The organism is Paeniglutamicibacter sp., from assembly GCF_046714615.1.
In the GTDB taxonomy this organism is placed as follows: Bacteria; Actinomycetota; Actinomycetes; order Actinomycetales; family Micrococcaceae; genus Paeniglutamicibacter.
This window is the reverse complement of the sequence record NZ_JBKKAP010000112.1, coordinates 1-18,065: the sequence shown is the minus strand read 5'-3', so window position 1 is coordinate 18,065 and position 18,065 is coordinate 1. Positions and strand designations below refer to the sequence as shown.

Genomic DNA, 18,065 nt, shown 5'->3' with positions numbered 1-18,065 from the left:
GTTTGGGGGGGGGGCCCCTCACCCCGGGGGGGCCGCCCCGCCTCCTGGTGCAACGCGGATGGGGGCTCAAGCCCGCCGGTGGGCGCTTAGTCCTTGTTCAGGAATTCGCCGGTTTCGACAAAGACCTTTGCGAACTCCGGGATCCAGGAGAAGTTCTGCACAAATCCGTGGTTGGCCCCCGCATAACGGCTCAGCGTTGTTTCGACGCCGGCCTCTTTCAGGCGCTTGGCGTAGAGCTCGCCCTCGTCGCGCAGCGGATCGAACTCGGCGGTGATGACCAGCGCCTGCGCCAAGCCGGTCAGGATGTCACGTTTGATCGGGGAGACCATCGGGTCTGCGGGATCAGCGCCACTGTTCAGGTAGAAGGAGTTGAATGGCGCAAGACCTGCGGTCTCCAATCCGTAGCCGGTGGCGTTTTCGCGCATCGATCCGTAGCGCTCAACATCGAAGTCCAGATCGAGTGAGGGGTAGAAAAGGATTTGGTGCGTGAGGGCAGCAAATCCGTCGTCGTGCGCCTTTGCCGCGATGGCAGCGGCAAATGTTCCGCCGGAGCTGTCGCCCGCAATGGCAAGGTTCTTGCCGTTCCAGCCCAGGTCCTGGCCGTTTTCGGCCACCCAGCGCAGCACCGCGTAGCAATCCTCCAGCCCGGCCGGGAAAGCAGCCTCGGGGGCCAGCCGGTAGCCGACCGAGAGGACCTTGTGCCCGGTTTCCTTGGCCAGGGCACGGGCGACGTGGTCATGGGTGTCCAGGCTGCCCAGGAAGAACGCACCGCCATGGAGGTAGACCAGTACGTCGTGGCTCGTCGCTTCGTCGGGGGTGTAGACGCGCACGGGCACCTCGCCGGAGGCAGTGACGGCGTTGATGTCTTCGACCTTGAACAGGGGCAAGCGATCCTCGAGCGGGGCGACATGCGTTGCCTCGCCGGCGCGCATCGCGGCGGGGTCAAGCGGGGAGCCGTCGGGTGCGGGGATCATCGCCAGGATCTTGGCGATTTCGGGATGAATAGCCATGGGTCTTAGACCTGCACTTTCGACTGGGATGCGGGTTTCTGGCCGGGGAAGACCTCATTGAGTTCGTCCTCGGACCAGCCCGAACGCGAGATGCGCTGCAGCTCATCGGTCACCGGCTTGCGGGTCGCCTGGAAGAGCGCCAGGGCTGCTTTGACCGAGTCGGCCTCGACCAAGGCGTCGGCAAGGGCTCCGGCGTCCATGATCGCCGAGTTGGCGCCCTGTCCCTGGTGGTGCAACATGGCGTGGGCGGCGTCGCCCATGATCACCACGGAGTCGGTGTGCCATTTTTCCACCGGGTTGATGTCGTACACGGCACGTATGGAGACGGTGTCCATGTCCAGGTTCTGGGCCATCTTCACGATGCGCGCATCAAAACCTGCAACGGTGGCCAAGAGCTGTTCCTTGCTGACCTCCGGTGCCCAGGTGGAGTCCGGGCACAGCGCGGTGATGTCGAAGGAGAGTTGGTTGCGGTGGCGCAACGGCAAGAGGTAGACCTTGGTGCCCCGACCGATATACATGCGCAGGTTGTCATCGTTGATCATGTCGCCGGCTTCATCCATGGAGATGACGGCGCGGTAGGCGTGCTCGCCGGAGAAGACCGGCTGGTTATCTCCAAACAGTGCCTTGCGCACCACGGACTTGATGCCGTCGGCGCCGATGACCAGGTCTGCCTCGACGACGGTGCCGTTGGCGAAGGTGAGCACGGAGGTTGCGCCCTTGTCTTCGATTCCGGTCAGCTTGTGGCCCAAGTGGACCATGCCCTCGGGCAGGACGCTGAGCAGCGCATCGATGAAGTCGCCACGGTGGATCAAGTGGGTCTTGGTTTCAACCTCGAAGTCGTTGATGCCCGGCCAGGCTTCCTCCATGATCGGGTTGTTGTCGGCCGTGAGGATCTCGAAGGTGTCGCTCGGCGAGCTGACGGCGGAGATGGCGTCGAAGCTGCCCCACTGGCGGAAGCGGTCCATGGTGGAGGGGCGCAGGCCGATGCCGGCTCCGACCTCACGGACCTGGGAGGCCTGCTCGTAGACGTTGACGGTGGCGCCCAGCAGGCTCAGGGCCTTGGCGGCTGCGGCTCCGCCGTAGCCGGCGCCGACAATGGCGATGTTCAGCTTGTGAAGATCCGTGGCCTTCATGATGATGTCTCTTTCGTGGGGCCGGGACAAGAATCCCGGGAAGCGTGAGGGGAGTGCGGGAAGCCCGGGAAATCAGGCTTGGAGCGTGAGGAACTGGGCGGGGTTGGTCACGAAGATCTTGGTGATTTCCGCTTCTCCCAGGCCTTCGTTGCGCAGGTCCGGGATCAGGTCCTCGAACATGTAGTTCACGGTATGGCCCTTGACGCCCGGCCAGCCCAGCGGGCTGCAGTTGGCGTCGACACCGGCAAGCACCTTGTCGATGTTCCCCGCCTTCAGGAAGCGCATGAAGTGGTCGAGGCGGTCCTGGCGCGGACGGGCCCAGAACGGGGGATCCTCCAGCTCGGTCTCGTAGCCGAAGGTGTCGAAACCGACGCGGCCACCCTGCTCGGCGATCCACAGATCCGGGGTGTTGTCCGCGTTGAATCCGTCATCGGCGTGGCCGAAGAGCACACGGTCCAACGGCAGGCCCTCGTCGGTGAAGATGTCCATGGCCGGCTGTACGTCGATGGCCAGGTGGGTCAGGATCGGTGCGCCGGTCTTGACGGAGGCGCGAGCAGCGGCGCGGTAGATGCGCTTGTCCAGCTCGGTCATCTTGCCGCCGCGGGATACTCCAACTTTGATCACCCCGGCCTTGGAGCCGGTGCCACCGATGCCGACGGTGATTTCATGGATGAAGACCTCGGCCAGGTATTCCACCGAGGCGCGGGCGAAGTGCGGCAGGGCGGTGTCGCCGCCGACAAAGCCGGTGCAGGCGATGATGTTCACGCCGGTCTTGGCCGAGAGTGACTTGTAGTAGTCGATGTCGCGGCCGTTGCAGATGCCGGTGGCATCCACGAAGGTGCCACCACCATATTCGTGGAATGCGCGCAGCTTCGGCACGGTTTCCTCGTAGCGCTGCTCCGGGGTCTTCCACCACTTGGAGTCCAGTTCGGACCCGGGCATGCCGTATCCGATGTGCTCGTGGATGGCCACGAGTCCCAATTCTTCGGCCGGGATGGTTCCCAGCACGGTGTTTACCTTTGACACAACAGTCACCTTTGAAAAATAGAAAGTTTTGGGTTCTTGCGGATGGCTGCGGCGCTAGCGCACCGTGAGCAGCTCGCGCGGGTTCTCGATGAGCAGTCGCGCGGCGTCGGCATCGGAGAGGCCCAGCGACTTCAGCTGCGGAACGAACGTGGTGATCACCTGTCCGAAGGGCACCGTGGTGTCCGGCTGGCCCTTGGCGACGCCGATGGCATTTGATGAGAGGATGATCCGCTCGGCGAAGCCGGCGGCCACAAGCTCCATGACCAGGGCGGCGCGCTCGGCGTCGTCCAGGTACGTGGCGTCGTCGTTGGTGCCGACGTGGTCAAGCCCGACGTAGGCGCCGCGGCGGGCGACCTCCAGGGCTGCACCTTTGGCATCCAAGCGTTCGAGGGAGGCCACGAGCACGCGCTCGGCGGGTAGTTTTTCAGCCAGCACGATGTCCAGGTCGGCAAGCGCGTCTGCTCCGAAGCGGATCGAGAGCGGGACGCCGGTTGCCAGTGCGGTTCGTGCCGCGCCGCGGAAGAGTGATTCCTCGGTGGGGGTCATGCCCGTCGTTGCGGCGGTGGTGGTCACCAGGCCTGCGGCGGCGCGCCGCTCCAGTCGCGGGACGACCATGCCCTCGGTGACTTCCTGGGAGAAGAGTGCTGCGAACTTCTCGGAGGGCCACGGGGTGGGTGGATTGGTTTGCGGGGTGAGGAAGTAGCCGCCGAGGTTTTCTTCCGGACCCATGCCGGTGGAAGCGATGATGTGCACGCCGGTGGCGCGCGAGAGTGCCTCGTAGAGCTTGAGGTCGCGGCCGTGGAACATGCCGGTGGAATCGACGATTGCCTTTCCGCCGTTGTCGCGGAACTCGTTGAGCTTCTTGGCCAGTGCCTCGAAGATCTCCGCGCGGTCCATGGTCACGTCCGGGGCAAACTGGGCGCCGGGGACCACCGAGAGCAGGGCCTCGTGCACGGCGACGACACCCAGGTCGTGGGCCGGGATGGGGCCGAGGACCGTGTTGACGGTGGCGGCGGGGAGTGTTGTTGTATCCGTCATTGGCACAACCTTTCATCAGCGTCACGCCGTATCTGGCGTCACGCGCTGGGAAGGATCATGCACCGCGACCTCTGGATGGATTCCTCGCCGAACTCGGTGCAGGCAAGGTAATCGGGCCGGTGTGCCGGAGATTGTTGCTGGCGCCTTGCGGCTGTAGCTTGCCTCGCATGCATGTGACTGCGATTACCTGTCAATTAGCTTTACACTCTGTCTAGTGAATGTCAAGAGCGACCGGGGTCACAGGCGAATTGCGTCGGGAGTGCCAAGGGCCACGGCATCGGGGGAGCAAGGATCCCGGACTGCAGCGAGAGAGGTTTAGCGGCTGGTGGTGAACTTGTACTTGAACTTATCGGCCTGGTGCACCGCGGAGCGCCAGCCGGCCGGCCGGTCGCCGGTGGTGTAGAAAATTGTCTCGATAACGAGCAGCGGGCTGCCTTCGGTCACGTCGAAAATGGCGGCTTGCCTGGCCGTGGCAGCCGTGGCCCAGGCCTCATGTTCCGCCCTGACGTGCGCAATGCCGAATTGCTTTTCAAGCAGTTCGAAGGCGGAACCCCGGGCCTCCAGTTCCGCAGCCGTGGGCTTGAAGTCCTCCGGCGCCCGGATGTAGACGTCGGCTTCGACGAGTGGCTCGCCTTCGACGGAGATCAGGCGGTTGAAGTGCAGGAGGCGTTCATCCGTATCGAGTTGCAGGCGTTCGCGAATTTCGGCGGGAAGTGTGGCGCGTTCGACGCCGGAGACCTTGCCCGCCGGGTGCAGCCCGGTGTCGGAAAGGTATTGGTAGAGCGCTCCGGAGCGTACGTCCGCGGGCCGCTGGACCCGGGTGCCGGTGACCGGAAATGTTCCCTTGCCCTGTTTCCGGTAGACGTAGCCTTCGGATGCCAGGTCGGCAAGTGCCTGTCGGATGGGTGCTCGGCTGACCTCGAAGCGGTCCAACAGCAGGGCCTCGGTCATGGGCTTGCCGGGATCGGCGGTGCCCTCCGCGATTTCCTTGCGCAGGATTTCCTTGATCTGGCGATATAGGGGTACCCCGGACGAGGAATCGAGCTCGTCGTATGCCATGGATTTTCCGTCCTAACGCGTCGTTGGTCGCCGGATTGTCAACTGTGGGCAGTTAACCACGGGACGGTGAAAGCTTAGGCGATGGCCGTCCTCCGGGTGTAATGCAGGCCAAGCCTGCCCGCATTTTGCCTCGCCGCCGGCGTCCTCTCGCTGCTGCCCGGCGGCGCCGATGTGAGGAACCGTCGGCGGTGGACCCGCTGGTCCGCCCCTGCCGATGGGAACATGCGACGAGGCCCAGGGCGAGCGGGAGGAACAGCGCCGTCAGTGCGGCTGTCTTCATGTACAAGGTGTTTGTCATGCTTCAAGACTAGGAAGGTTTGGGCCACGGTCGGGAGAGTCTGGCGGCGCCCCTCCGTGCCGGCACCGCCAGCAAGTTCGGCCCGGTGGAACCGACCGCTGCGGGTGGCATCACCGATGCGATTTCCGTTTGCTGGCCGGCATCGCGTTCCACCACACGGACAGGTAGGCGACAATGACGACAACCAAGTTTTGATGCGACTTGCAGCCAGCGCAGCCTTGTCTTCGGCGTTGGCGGTTCATGCGCATGTCAGGCAGACAGGGACCAGGCGAAGCCCGCGAGTCCGAAGCAGGGTTCATGCTCGGTGGTCCGCAGCGCCTGGTTTGCGGCTGGCGGGAGCCAATGAAGTCGGTGCGGCATCACGCCTGCCCGGACTGTTTAGACGTTTCAGGGGAAAGAGCGCGGGCGAGCCTGCTGTTTGACGCTGTCGCGGGGCAATGGGTCCGAAGGTCACCTTGAATCGAGGCGGCCCCCCGAACCCCGGCATCCACAGGACGCGGTCCTGGTCGGTGCCGGGGTTGCCAGGACGCGGCCAGGCGCCTGCTGGTGAAGGCCGCGCCGTCTCTGGGTTAGAGGTTTTTCTTGAAGAAGGAGTCGAGCTTGTCCCAGGGGATGATGTTGACCCGGTCGTAGAGGTCGACGTGGCCGGCTCCGGGAACGATGTAAATTTCCTTCGGCTCCGCGGCCCGCTGGTATGCGTCCTCGCTGAAGTAGCGCGAATTGGCAACTTCACCGTGCACGAGCAGGATCGGTCGGGGGGAGATCCACTCGATATTCTGGAACGGGAAGAACTGCATCAGGGCACCATTGCTGGTCAGCGACATTTCCGTTGTTGAACGAGGATGTTGTCCGCGTGGCGTGCGGTAATAGTCGTAGAACTCCTTGGCCACATCCGGAGAGTCATCAGTGATGGTTTCCGGTGTTCCAACGACGTATTCCTTCTGGCCGCCTTCGGCTTCGATCCAGCGTTGCTTGCTCATGGCGTCGACTTCCTGCCGGCGTTCCGCTTCCGTCATCGTGTCGCCCAGGTGCTGTCGGCGGTCCCTGCCCATGTCGTACATGCTGACGGTGGCAATGGCCTTCATGCGCGTGTCGATTTGGGCTGCGGCGATGGAGAATCCGCCGCTGCCGCAGACTCCGAGGACTCCGATGCGTTCCCTGTCCACCAGGGGGTGCAGTCCGAGGTAGTCCATGGCCGCGCTGAAGTCTTCGACGAAGGCTTCTGGAGAAGCGATGTGATGGGGCTTGCCCCCGCTTTCGCCATTGTAAGAAGCATCGAATGCGACGGTAACGAAGCCGCGCTCCGCCATGGTCTGCGCATAGAGGCCCGAGGTCTGTTCCTTCACGCCGCCAAACGGATGCCCGACGATCAGCGCCCGCGACGGCTTGGAACGTTTCGCGTTCTTGGGCGTATACAGGTCTGCGACCAGGGTGATGCCGAGGCGGTTGGTGAAGGATACCTTCTCGTGGTTGACCCGGTTGCTTCGTGGGAACGTCTTGTCCCATGTCGATTCCCCGGTTCGACTGGCGGCTGCGCCGGTGATGGACAGGGTTCCCAAGGCCATTCCTCCGATCCCGGCGAGTTTCAGGATCTGGCGCCGCTTGGGGCCCTGGCCATCCGGGGAGTCGGGTGCTGAGTGGTTGGGCGTGTTGGCTGAGGTGTTCATCGGTGGCCCTTCTCGGGTTCTGTTGCGGGAACGTTGTGTGGCTCGGTCAAGATGCGGTGAACAGGTCATTCAGTACGTGGTGTTTGTCCACGGACATTGGACAATGTCGCGCGGGCTGCCGTACTCGCCGCGTGACGTCTCGTCCCTTTCCACTGAACACCAGACTCCCGCGTGCGGGGAGTCCCTGTCGCGAGGGGTACTGGCAGGGCCACCTTCGCTTCTGGCATCGTGGACTGATTGGTGGCCCACGCTGTCATCGAATTGGCCCGGGCCTGACTTGGTCTCCGCACTACGGCCAGGCCGGTCTCATAGCCCGCAGAGGGCGGAGCGCCCACGTGGGGCTGAATGCCGAACTATGCCGTGAATGCAGGATGGTGGTACCTGCAGGTCGTGCCACCCCGGGGAACGGGCCCATCTGAGCTACCGGACAGGGGCAAAATAATCGTCAAGGGAGCCAGTCGTGTGCGATTATGGCGGCTGCATTACTTGCCGGGGATGTTCTTTCCGGACCTCAAAACCTACGCGCCATCCCGCTGACACCCACCGAACGGAACCGCCTGGGCAATGGACCACAAAAGAAAATCTGACTAGGACAAACGAGCCCCAACCGGGTCATCTTTAGGAAACTCTCGCCAGCATCCCGACAAGTTCCACCGCGCGGGGGCACGGGAGATCACCGACCCGATGGTTGGGTCACAGGTTGGGGGCGGGTGCTTGTGCGAAGTGGATCCGGGTGCCGTCCGGGCGTGCGCGCAGCGCACCCAAGTCGTAGTCGAAACGTCCCATGCGCACGAGCCCCGGCCATTTCCCGGGGCTGCCGTAGAACAGGACCAGGCTCCGGGTGGGGGCGTAGTAGCCGATTTCCCCGGGGCCGGGAGCATCCGCGCGGGGCACCCCATCCAGGGTTAAGGATCGGCCAAGGTCCGCAACCTTCTCAACGGCATTGAAATCGTCGAATTCGAGATCGAGAGGGAGCAACCCCGCCAGTTCGTGTGCCACCGGATGGTCATGCAGTTGGGCGTCAACACGGGTTCCGTTGATGGTCAGTTCGATCTTCATGCGGGTGTGTCCTTCGTTCGATCACGTTGGTTGGCCTTCGCAAGTCCGGCACCGGGTCCAGCTATCGGTTCCGATGCCCGTGAGCACCTTCTTGGGAGGTTCCGTCCATTTCGGAGACGTACCGCCGCTGCCGGCGCTTCTCTGTTCAAGGCCGATCGAATGCAGCTCGGACTATGGTCCTCGGCACCGGGTTCAGTGGTCGGTCGCTTCCTTGGCCGCGAGGGAGGCCCGAACGCCGTACTCGGTGGCTGCCCACGAGGCGAGCAGGCGCAGCGCCTGTTCGGAGCTGGAATCGGGCTCGGCGGCATAAACCGTGAGGGTCAGGCCGGGTTCGGCCGCCATTTCCAGGCCTTCGTACGCGAGGGTGATTTCACCAACGACCGGGTGATGGAAGGTCTTGGAACCTGCCCCGTGGTGCCGGACGTTGTGCGCGCTCCAACGCCGCCGGAAATCGTCGGATCGGGTGCTGAGCTCCCCAATGAGGTCATGGAGCTCCTTGTTGTGTGGATCGCGTGAGGCTTCGGTGCGCAGGATGGCGACGGTGACCTCGGCGAAGAATTCCCAGTCGGGGTAGAAATCGTGTGCCCGGGGATCGAGGAAGGTGTATCTGGCGATGTTGGGCGGCTGGCCCGGCATGTCGAAGACATCCTTGTAGAAGGCGCGGGCCAAGTGGTTAACCGCGAGGATATCCATGCGTCCGTTCCGGACGAACGCCGGTCCCGCCGTGACGGCGTCCAGCACCCACTGCAGGGACTGGTGCGCCATCCAGGTCTTGGGGTTCCGTCGCCGCGGAGGCCTGGCCACGGGGCTCGCCGCCTGGGCAAGGTCGAAAAGGTGTGCACGTTCCGCATCATCGAGCTGCAGGGCTTTGGCGAGTGCGTCGAGGATCTCCGGGGAGACGCCGCTGATGGCACCGCGTTCGATGCGCGTGTAGTACTCGATGCTTACCCCGGCCAGGGTTGCGACCTCGTTTCGGCGAAGTCCCTTGACCCGTCGGTTGGTGCCGGTGGGGAGGCCGACCTGTTCAGGGGTGAGGTTGGCCCGGCGCGAAGTGAGGAATTCGCTGACTTCCGATCGATTGTCCATGCTTCCACGGTAGAGGAGACCCTGGCTTCGGGGGAGTCCCTCGCAGTACCACCACCAACCGGGACTCCCTCCATCGGTCACTTCATGGTGTTGTTGTAATGACCAATCCGCAGCAGGCGATACGGTGACGAACGAGCCCCAGCCACTCCGTTGCCGATGCCACCACAAGGGCGTGCCACATGCCCTTGCCTCACCACATTCATCCGCATGTCCGCCAGATCGGCACCATCCTCAACCCTGAATCGGGAGATTCCATGACTATTTTTTCCCCCATCACCCTCGGTGACCTCACCCTGCCCAACCGCCTCGTCATGGCCCCGCTCACCCGATCCCGGTCGGGTCGCGACGGCGTCCCGGGAGAGATAGTCGCGGAATACTACGGGCAGCGCGCTTCCATGGGCATGCTCACCACCGAAGGCATTTACCCAAGTGCCGCCGGGCAGGGTTTCGTGCGCCAACCGGGACTCGAAACCCCGGCGCAGGTCGATGGTTGGCGCAAGGTCACCGATGCTGTCCACGCAGAGGGCGGCCGCATCATCGCCCAGATCATGCACGCGGGCCGCGTCGCCAACTCCGGCATCACCGGCCAGCAGGCCGTGGCCCCCAGCGCCGTCGTCATCAACGGATTAACCAGGACCTATGAGGGCAAAATTCCCTATGAGGTCCCCCGCGCGCTGGGCACTGAAGAGCTGCCAGGCATCATCGAAGAATTTGTCCAGGGCGCCCGGAACGCCATCGAGGCAGGCTTCGACGGCGTCGAAATCCACGGTGCGAATGGCTACCTGCTCCACCAATTCCTCTCTCCCTCGGCCAACCACCGAACCGACGAATACGGCGGCACCCCGGAAAACAGGGCCCGTCTCACCATCGAAACGGTGACGGCCGTAGCCCGGGAAATCGGCGCGGGCAAGACCTGGCTGAGAATCTCACCGGAAAACACCATCGAGGACGCGTTGGACTCCGACCCCGTGGACGCATTGGTCACCTATCTGGCCGTGGCAGCAAGAGTCGCACCGCTGGGCCTGGCCGGCCTGAGCATCCTACACACTGACCCCTCCGGTGAGCTCGTCCAGCAGGTTCGCACCCGATTCGGCGGGAAAATCATCCTCAACACCGGTTTCAACGCGGTCACGTCCTTGCAGGACGCCCTCGATCTCACCGAGGGCGGATGGGCCGATGCCGTGGTCGTGGGGCGGCCAGCGCTCGCCAACCCGGACCTGGTCCGCAGGTGGCGCGAGGGCCTGGCGCTGAATGAACCGGACCACACCACGTTCTACACCGAGGGACCCAAGGGCTACACGGACTACGCGACTTGGCAGAACTAACACCAAGGATGTCGGCCATCGGCACATTTTATACAGCATGCAGGAGATGAAAGAGACGGTTCCAAGACACGATCCGCGCAGCTCCAGTGCCGGACCGAGGAGAAAAATCGCCGCCATTTTCGTGGTGGTCATTCTGCTCCTTGGATTGGTCGCCGTCATCGAGCGCAATGCCCGCGGCATTCTGCAAGGCGCCCCAGTCGGGGAACTCGCTTCCGGGGAGATCCCGAATGGCTGGGCATCACTGATAGAAGCGGCTGCCGAGGAATCGGGGGTTCCTGCCCCGATCCTAGCGGCGCAGATCGAGGCCGAATCCGACTGGCAGGTCGATGCCCTGTCCCCGGCCGGAGCACAAGGACCGACCCAATTCATGCCAGCGACGTGGGAGGAGTACGGCCAGGGTGGCGATCCCCAGAATCCCGTGCACGCGATCGACGCCCAAGGACGTTTCATGGGAGACCTGCTTGCCCTGGCGGAATCATCCGGCATCGAGGGCGACCCCATTGATCTGGCGTTGGCGGGGTATAACGCGGGGTTTGGTGCGGTCCAGAGATATGACGGGATTCCTCCCTACCCGGAGACGGAGAACTACGTCGAAAAGATCCGTCGGCTCGCGCCCGCCTACGAGGATGCCACAAGGGGCCAAAACGCCGAGGGGAACCCCGGATTTTCCTCACCGGGCGCGGTGGCGGTCGCTGAAGGACCCGGTCCGTGGCCAGCTGCTTCGTGATCGGTCAGAACTCTGCCGGTGACCGCATCTTGGGCCGACCCGCGTGGTTTCGTCCGGGCTTGGTCCCCGGTCGGGTCAATGGTGCCCATTACCCGCTCTCGGCGTCCGGCCGGTTGCTGATCCAAATCCTTCGTTGACGAAGGGGGCACTGTTGGTACCCCTCACAACGCGGTCTCCCACATCGGGCTAACCTGCTGTTTGATGAAGGGTAGAGACCCAACAACACGCGCCGCCGGCGCCAGCAGCCACAGCCAGCAGGAAGAAACGAAACCACCTTGACCTCAGAAACCTTCTCGAGCCGCGCCGAAAACGACGATGCCACGCCCGGAATCGGCGCGCGAGCAACCGGACTTGCGGAAGCGATGCCGTCCGCGGCCGTGATCCCGCCGGTCCCGGGCGATCGCCTGCCACTGCCGGCATTGCTCGTCATGGCGCTCATGGGGTTCATCCTGATTGCCACCGAAACCATGCCGGCGGGTCTGCTGCCTCAGATCGCCAGCGGACTGGGCATAACCGAGGCCACCGCGGGACAAATGGTCAGCGCCTACGCGCTGGGAACGGTGATCCTCACGATCCCTGCCATCGCGCTGACCCGTGGGATGCGGCGCAAGCCCGTTTTCCTCGCCGGCATCCTGGGCTTCCTGTTGGCGAACATCGCCGCGGGCTTCTCGGCGGACATCGTCCTGTCCCTGGTGGCCAGGTTCGTCGCCGGAGCCTTTTCCGGTCTGGCGTGGGGAATGATGGCCGGTTACGCGCGCCGAATCTCGGCCCCGAAGTTCGCCGGAAGGGCCCTGGCCATTGCCTCGCTCGGAACCCCGCTCGGGTTGGCCGTGGGCACGCCTCTCGGTTCGTGGCTGGGCACAACCTTTGACTGGCGCTTCTCCTTCTGGGCCCTTTCCGTCTTGACGATTCTCACCGGGTTGCTCGCACTGGCGATCGTTCCCGATGCCCCCGGCCAGCGCGCAGAATCCCAGATCCCGATGGTACGCGTGTTCGCCATTCCCGGGGTCTCGGTGATCCTCGTGGTCATTTTCGCGTGGATGCTGGCGCACAATACCGTCTACACCTACATCGCTTCGTTTCTGCGCACGACAAATGTCTCCCTCACGGTTGATGTGGCCCTGGTGGTGTTCGGGGTGTCAGCCCTGATCGGCATCTGGATCACCGGTTCCCTCATTGACCGCGCACCGCGACCGCTGGTCCTGGCCAGCCTCTCGCTCTTCCTCATCGCGGGCATCATCTTCATCGCCGGCAACCAATCCCTGGTTGCTGTACTGGTGGCCCTTGCGTTGTGGGGCATCGCTTTCGGCGGGGCGGCACCGCAGTTGCAATCGGCCATCAGCGCCGCCAGCGGAGAGAACGCGGATGTCGCCAACTCACTGCTCGGTGTCGCATTCAACGTCGCCATCTTCTTCGCGGGCATCGTTGGTGCCGTTTTGATCAGCACCGCCGACGGACTGGTCCTGCCCGTCCTGATGGTCGCACTGGCAGCCGTTGCCCTGGCTATTGCCTTCACCGCACGCAGATACGCGTTCCCTTCCCGGTCATGACCCCACACCCCTTGAGGTGAAATCGTGCCTCGCACACCGCTCGCCCCCCTGCGACCGACCACGCAAAATATCCCTTCAAGCAGTCAATGCGTACGCAGCCTCATCTGCCGCTGAGCCTCTCGCACCGACCGAAATCGAGTGCCGTGCAGTGGGCCCTCGACACAAGAGAAAGGCACGACCAATGCGTCGAAACCACATCATCACTGGATCCCTGGCATTGTTGCTGGCCCTGACCGGATGCACCAAGACCGGGGACGCCAACCCCTCGGCCCCGATAACGACCACGGCGCCAACGTCCGCCGCCACGCCTAGCACGTCGCCGTCCGCCGCATCGGCACCCGCGACGAGCCCGAGCGCATCCGCCGCGGAATCAACCGTCCCGGATGCGCCGGCCACCCAATTGCCGCTCGTGCGCTTCACTTCGGGTGGGACATCCGTTGATGTCACCATCAAGCCGGACAACCCCACCGCCAGGGACTTTCTCTCGATGCTTCCGCTCACCGTGCCGGTCGAGGAATTCGCGGGGCGGGAGAAGCTCGCGGACCTGCCCCGGGAGCTGGTGACGGAGGGTTCCCCGGGATCTGACCCCGTGGACGGGGACCTGATCTACTTCAAGCCGTGGGGAAACCTCGGTTTCTACTACAACACCTCGGGCATCGGCTACTCGGAGCAAACCATCCACCTCGGGACCTACGACGCCACGGCAGAACAATTGGAACTCCTCGAGGGCAACAACATCACCGTCGAACTTGTCGATTAGCCCCGGCGCATCGGCATCCCCGGAACACCACAAGCAGCCCTGAACCACAAGGAGAACATAGATGAGGATCTTCCAGATTGGGGCGGCCGGAGGCATCGGCCTGCGCCTGGCGCAACTGTTGTCCGCCCGCGGCGACAAGATCATCGGCATGCACCGCAGGTCCGAACAGGCGGAGCGCCTCGCCGCGGCGGGAGCGACTCCGCTGCGCGGGGACCTCATCGAGGATGACGCAACAATCCTCGCTGCCCTCATGAAGGGGTGCGATGCAGTGGTCTTCTCCGCCGGCGCCCACGGCACCGGCGTTGAACAGACAACGCTCATCGACGGGGAGGGCCTGAAAAAGGCGGTCGCCGCCGCTGCCCTGGCAGGCATCGACACCTTCGTATTGGTCTCCGCCTTCCCCGAATCCGAACGCTCAAGCGGCGGCAGCAAGGACTTCGAGCACTACATGGCCGTCAAGAAATCGGCCGACGAATATCTGGCTAGGACCCGGCTGCGGTGGCTGATCGTGCGCCCGGGTTCCCTGACCGACCAACCCGGGAGCTCAACGGTAACCGCAGCCCTGGCTACCGACTACGGGCCGGTGTCACGGGACAATGTCGCTGCGTTCATCGCTTCCGCCCTGCATGATCCGGCGCTTCGGCGGATCATCGTCGAACTCGTGGACGGCCCGAACCCCGTCGGCGACGCCGTCGCCGACCTCGCTTCCTTCGCCGGCAACCGCCCGGATCCGGACCTGGCGCCGGCCGGTTCCTGAATGCCTTCCGGCCAGCAGCCCCTGGCTTCCGCGCACGCGGCCAAGCACCCCACCACCCATGCGGGCGGCCCCACGGGCCGACGCACCAACACCCAGGAGAAGACCTTGAAAAACCTCCGAGCAACATCGGTGCTGGCCGCCGGACTGGGGATCAGCTTCCTGCTGACCTCATGCACCCCGACGCCTCCGGCCCAGCCCTCGCCACCGTCCACCCCATCTGCCACGTCATCAACGCCGTCGCCGTCAACGTCCCGGTCGGAAGAGCCGGCCGGACAAGCGGCGCCCACCGGTACTCCGCGGGTTATCAGTAGCGGCTTGGAGGCGCCGTGGTCGGTGGTGTTCCGTGATGGCACGGCCTTGGTCAGCGAGCGGGACAGCGCCCGCATCCTTGAACTGGCCGACGACGGGAGCTCCCGCGTACTCGGGACGGTTCCCGGGGTCGCCGGCTCCGGCGAGGGCGGACTGCTGGGCTTGGCGGTCGATGAACTAGGAAGGCTGTACGTTTACTCGACGGGTGCCGGGGAAAACCGCATCCAACGCTTCGACGTCACGGGAACACCCGGGTCGCTGGCCCTGGGCGAAGCGGTGACAATTCTCGACGGGATCGACTCGGCGAGCTATCACGACGGAGGTCGCCTGGCTTTTGGCCCGGACGGGATGCTCTATGCCACCGTGGGTGACGCCGGGCAGGCCGGCAAGGCCCAGGACGTGGATTCCCTGGTCGGCAAGATCTTGAGGATGACCCCCGATGGCAGCGTTCCCAATGACAATCCGTTTGCTGGGTCCCTGGTCTACAGCTATGGGCACCGCAATCCGCAGGGACTCGCTTGGGCGCAGGACGGAACGATGTTTGCCACCGAGTTCGGCCAAAACACCTGGGACGAGCTGAACATCATCACGGCCGGTGCCAACTACGGGTGGCCGACGGTCGAGGGCATTGAGGAGGCCGAAGGCTTCACGAATCCGGTGCAGCAGTGGACCCCGGATGTGGCCAGCCCCAGCGGCATGACCCACATTGATGGGACCCTGTTCATCGCCAACCTGCGCGGATCGGTACTACGCGCGGTGCCGGTCGCAGATCCCGCCACGTTCACCGACCACTACGCCGGCGAGTACGGACGCATTCGGGATGTCACGGTATCCCCGGACGGGGAGCTGTGGTTCCTCACCAACAACACTGACGGGCGCGGGACGCCGGGGCCAGAAGACGACCGCATCCTCGGCGTGGATCTGGGAAGTCAGTAGGGTCTACCTGTCGACGTTCCGGGACTCACCTGAACCATGGGCGGTGCTGCCCGGTCGTTAACGGGCGGTACCGCCCGTCGGAGAAAGTAGAGCGAACGATATCTGCACCCACTACTACCCGGGCGGTTTCCATAGCCACGTCCACAGAGCAGAATGGAAAAATGTGGCAGCGACGCCGTCAGCTCCCTGGCTCCGTGAAGCAAGCGATCCGCACGGCCGCGTGCATGGTTTGCTTTGGCCTTGCGGGTCTACTCTTGTCACTGCCATCAATGCGCAGGGCGAGACAACGCCGTGCCGAGCGCTGCATCATCTGCGCCAGAAAGCAGCGCCTGGGTGCGGTTCTTGTCGCATGCTTGGCGGTGCTGTTGCTTGCCGGCGGCCTTGCCCGGGCGCAGGTCGCTGCAACCCCGCAAGTGCTCTGCCACAGCCGCATCACACCCGACGGGCGCGTCCAGCCCGAGCCGCTGCTTACGAATGTCTCCCCGCCACGAGGGTGGAGCGTGATACGGAACGTGCTGGTTGCTCCGGCCGGCGGCTTCGCCGTGCTCGCAGGTCGTGCCGTGGGGATGGAGTCTTGTTCCGGGCCGCCGTTGCTGGTCATGTTTTGGGAGCCGCCACACATCAGCGGGGGCGGCACCGAAATCGGGGACGTCTTCGTCGCCTGGATGCCGGCCGACGATCCGGGCACCGGCGCGCTCAGTACACAGGGATACGGGTTGGCCGGTGAACCCAGCTACCTGAGGTACGGTCCCAACATTTCCCGGTCCAGGGTCAGCGAGTCCGAACTTGCCAGGCACGAATCGCGTCACGTCGACCAGGGGGCCATCGGAACGATTCTCGCCGGTCCCTTCGCGTTTCCCCTCGCCTACGTCGTGGACGGCGCGTTCTTCCCGTCCTCTCGCAACCACTTCGAGCGTCATGCGGGCCTCGAAGAAGGCGACTACCCTGCGCCATTGAATTACCTGCCCGCGCCGCGATGGCCAGACGTCATCGGCATCGGCCTGGTGGTCGCGCTCATCTTGCGGCGACGTATTCGCCGGGCATCACGTCTGCTTTTCACTGGGCGAAAACAAGCCGCGCTGCACGCTCCAGCGCGTTGCCCGGTGCATACGAGGGGCTGGATCAGGGCGCACGTTCGGGCTGAGAAGAACCCAGAACCTAAATCCTTGTAACCCGAAGGCCGCTGTCTATCGGTATGACAAGGAGGCAGGGTAAGAGTGCGGCCAAGCCAGGCCACGAAGGCATTTCGACGGCGGGCCCATTCTGCGGCTGTTAGATATAAATGCGCCAATAGGCCCTGATCGTTGGGGCTTTCGCTTGGGTCTGGCGTCCCCTCGTTGGGTGTACCAAGCCTCGCGGATCAAGCGCAGCAGGACGATGATGCTGTTGGCGGAGCTGATCATCGCCTCACTGACCGGCGTGATCGTTCTCGTGCAGCGTCTCGACGCAGTTGCCGGGGCGTACGCACCGTCAATGGCGGTATTCAGGGGCCGACGCCCTCCGGCACATTGCGACCCCGCGTAACCTCACGACACACGGGGAATGCGCCGCCCCAGGAGAGCTGTTGAGACCCACATGACTACCATCGGAATCATCGGAGCAGGACACATTGGATCCCAGGTCGCGCGCAAGGCCGTGCAGCTGGGATATGACGTGGTCATCGGCAATTCGCGTGGGCCAGAAACCCTGACGGACCTGGTGGCCGAACTGGGACCTCGGGCGCGTGCCGCCACCGCGACCGAGGCCGCGGAGGCGGGCGACTTCGCGGTGGCCACCATCCCGCTGGGGAACTACACGGACCTTCCCGTCGATGCGCTGGCGGGAAAGATCGTGATCGACACGATCAACTACTACTGGGAGCGCGATGGCCGCATTGCGGCGCTGGATGACGGCGACGCCACGACCTCCGGCTTGGTCCAGGAACACCTCAAGGAATCCCGGGTGGCCAAGGGTTTCAACCACATCCTCGCCGCGGACATCACCACCACCGGTGCGCCGACCGGCACCGAAAATCGCCGCGCCTTGGCCACCTCGAGTGACCATCAGGACGCGGCGGAGCTTGTTGCCCGGTTGTATGACGAGTTTGGCTTCGACACCGTCAACGTCGGCCCGCTGGCTGAGAGCTGGCGGGTGGAGCGCGACCGCCCGTCCTACGTGGTGCGGCAAAACGCGCAGGAACTGACGGCCAACCTGGCCAAGGCGCCGCGGGTCATCTAGTTCGGCCCGACGCTTGGTTGTCTAACGGGAAATGCCGCCGGGGTTCGCTAGCTAACCGCGGCGGCATCGTCAGGCAACAAATGGGAGGTCGTCACGGTTGGACCGTGA

16 protein-coding genes are annotated in these 18,065 nt (G+C 64.2%); 8 read left to right on the top strand and 8 right to left on the bottom strand.

The window, feature by feature from the left end; translation table 11 throughout:
• Positions 1-86: 86 nt before the first annotated feature.
• The 8 genes from ACLQ7E_RS13650 to ACLQ7E_RS13615 form a co-directional block, all read right to left on the bottom strand.
• The gene (locus tag ACLQ7E_RS13650) at positions 87-1,010 is read right to left on the bottom strand and encodes an alpha/beta hydrolase (protein WP_411733120.1); all 924 of its coding nucleotides are present in this window, start codon (positions 1,008-1,010) and stop codon (positions 87-89) included.
• A 5-nt stretch (positions 1,011-1,015) separates the two neighbouring features.
• Entirely contained in the window at positions 1,016-2,143 is a 1,128-nt protein-coding gene (locus ACLQ7E_RS13645) for an FAD-dependent oxidoreductase (RefSeq protein ID WP_411733119.1), read from the bottom strand.
• Positions 2,144-2,215: 72 nt separating this feature from the next.
• Complete coding sequence (locus ACLQ7E_RS13640; protein WP_411733118.1) at positions 2,216-3,169, bottom strand: phosphotriesterase; 954 nt, start codon at positions 3,167-3,169, stop codon at positions 2,216-2,218.
• 54 nt (positions 3,170-3,223) lie between these two features.
• A complete protein-coding gene (locus ACLQ7E_RS13635) occupies positions 3,224-4,207 on the bottom strand; it encodes a phosphotriesterase (protein ID WP_411733117.1) in 984 nt (327 codons plus the stop codon).
• A 315-nt stretch (positions 4,208-4,522) separates the two neighbouring features.
• Positions 4,523-5,266, bottom strand: coding sequence for a GntR family transcriptional regulator (locus ACLQ7E_RS13630; RefSeq protein ID WP_411733116.1), 744 nt, complete (start codon positions 5,264-5,266; stop codon positions 4,523-4,525).
• Between the two features lie 867 nt (positions 5,267-6,133).
• Positions 6,134-7,231: an alpha/beta hydrolase gene (locus tag ACLQ7E_RS13625; RefSeq protein WP_411733115.1), complete on the bottom strand. Its 1,098-nt coding sequence runs from the start codon at positions 7,229-7,231 to the stop codon at positions 6,134-6,136.
• 693 nt (positions 7,232-7,924) lie between these two features.
• A complete protein-coding gene (locus ACLQ7E_RS13620; RefSeq protein WP_411733114.1) occupies positions 7,925-8,290 on the bottom strand; it encodes a cyclophilin-like fold protein in 366 nt (121 codons plus the stop codon).
• Positions 8,291-8,482: 192 nt separating this feature from the next.
• The gene (locus tag ACLQ7E_RS13615; protein ID WP_411733113.1) at positions 8,483-9,376 is read right to left on the bottom strand and encodes a helix-turn-helix transcriptional regulator; all 894 of its coding nucleotides are present in this window, start codon (positions 9,374-9,376) and stop codon (positions 8,483-8,485) included.
• Between the two features lie 254 nt (positions 9,377-9,630).
• On the opposite strand from ACLQ7E_RS13615, the gene ACLQ7E_RS13610 reads away from it, so the two are divergent.
• From ACLQ7E_RS13610 to ACLQ7E_RS13575, 8 genes are all read left to right on the top strand, one after another.
• Positions 9,631-10,701 carry an alkene reductase gene (locus tag ACLQ7E_RS13610; RefSeq protein ID WP_411733112.1) on the top strand — a complete coding sequence of 357 codons (1,071 nt, stop codon included), beginning with the start codon at positions 9,631-9,633 and terminating at the stop codon, positions 10,699-10,701.
• Positions 10,702-10,747: 46 nt separating this feature from the next.
• On the top strand, positions 10,748-11,428 hold the full coding sequence (locus ACLQ7E_RS13605; RefSeq protein WP_411733111.1) for a lytic transglycosylase domain-containing protein: 681 nt from the start codon (positions 10,748-10,750) through the stop codon (positions 11,426-11,428).
• Positions 11,429-11,703: 275 nt separating this feature from the next.
• Positions 11,704-12,978, top strand: a complete 1,275-nt coding sequence (locus ACLQ7E_RS13600) for an MFS transporter (RefSeq protein WP_411733110.1) — start codon at positions 11,704-11,706, stop codon at positions 12,976-12,978.
• Between the two features lie 181 nt (positions 12,979-13,159).
• Positions 13,160-13,738, top strand: coding sequence for a cyclophilin-like fold protein (locus ACLQ7E_RS13595; protein WP_411733109.1), 579 nt, complete (start codon positions 13,160-13,162; stop codon positions 13,736-13,738).
• Positions 13,739-13,799: 61 nt separating this feature from the next.
• Complete coding sequence (locus ACLQ7E_RS13590) at positions 13,800-14,495, top strand: NAD(P)H-binding protein (RefSeq protein ID WP_411733108.1); 696 nt, start codon at positions 13,800-13,802, stop codon at positions 14,493-14,495.
• Positions 14,496-15,740: a PQQ-dependent sugar dehydrogenase gene (locus ACLQ7E_RS13585; RefSeq protein ID WP_411733107.1), complete on the top strand. Its 1,245-nt coding sequence runs from the start codon at positions 14,496-14,498 to the stop codon at positions 15,738-15,740.
• Between the two features lie 194 nt (positions 15,741-15,934).
• Positions 15,935-16,912 carry a hypothetical protein gene (locus ACLQ7E_RS13580; RefSeq protein ID WP_411733106.1) on the top strand — a complete coding sequence of 326 codons (978 nt, stop codon included), beginning with the start codon at positions 15,935-15,937 and terminating at the stop codon, positions 16,910-16,912.
• Positions 16,913-17,282: 370 nt separating this feature from the next.
• Entirely contained in the window at positions 17,283-17,957 is a 675-nt protein-coding gene (locus ACLQ7E_RS13575) for an NADPH-dependent F420 reductase (RefSeq protein WP_411733105.1), read from the top strand.
• Positions 17,958-18,065 lie beyond the last annotated feature (108 nt).

Excerpts from the sequence above, each read along its gene's own strand:
- ACLQ7E_RS13610 (WP_411733112.1), top strand. The coding sequence starts at position 9,631 with ATGACTATTTTTTCCCCCATCACCCTCGGTGACCTCACCCTGCCCAAC.
- ACLQ7E_RS13620 (WP_411733114.1), bottom strand. The coding sequence starts at position 8,290 with ATGAAGATCGAACTGACCATCAACGGAACCCGTGTTGACGCCCAACTG.
- ACLQ7E_RS13625 (WP_411733115.1), bottom strand. The coding sequence starts at position 7,231 with ATGAACACCTCAGCCAACACGCCCAACCACTCAGCACCCGACTCCCCG.
- ACLQ7E_RS13645 (WP_411733119.1), bottom strand. The coding sequence starts at position 2,143 with ATGAAGGCCACGGATCTTCACAAGCTGAACATCGCCATTGTCGGCGCC.
- ACLQ7E_RS13590 (WP_411733108.1), top strand. The coding sequence starts at position 13,800 with ATGAGGATCTTCCAGATTGGGGCGGCCGGAGGCATCGGCCTGCGCCTG.
- ACLQ7E_RS13650 (WP_411733120.1), bottom strand. The coding sequence starts at position 1,010 with ATGGCTATTCATCCCGAAATCGCCAAGATCCTGGCGATGATCCCCGCA.
- ACLQ7E_RS13575 (WP_411733105.1), top strand. The coding sequence starts at position 17,283 with ATGCGCCGCCCCAGGAGAGCTGTTGAGACCCACATGACTACCATCGGA.
- ACLQ7E_RS13630 (WP_411733116.1), bottom strand. The coding sequence starts at position 5,266 with ATGGCATACGACGAGCTCGATTCCTCGTCCGGGGTACCCCTATATCGC.
- ACLQ7E_RS13585 (WP_411733107.1), top strand. The coding sequence starts at position 14,496 with ATGCCTTCCGGCCAGCAGCCCCTGGCTTCCGCGCACGCGGCCAAGCAC.
- ACLQ7E_RS13615 (WP_411733113.1), bottom strand. The coding sequence starts at position 9,376 with ATGGACAATCGATCGGAAGTCAGCGAATTCCTCACTTCGCGCCGGGCC.
- ACLQ7E_RS13595 (WP_411733109.1), top strand. The coding sequence starts at position 13,160 with ATGCGTCGAAACCACATCATCACTGGATCCCTGGCATTGTTGCTGGCC.
- ACLQ7E_RS13605 (WP_411733111.1), top strand. The coding sequence starts at position 10,748 with ATGAAAGAGACGGTTCCAAGACACGATCCGCGCAGCTCCAGTGCCGGA.
- ACLQ7E_RS13635 (WP_411733117.1), bottom strand. The coding sequence starts at position 4,207 with ATGACGGATACAACAACACTCCCCGCCGCCACCGTCAACACGGTCCTC.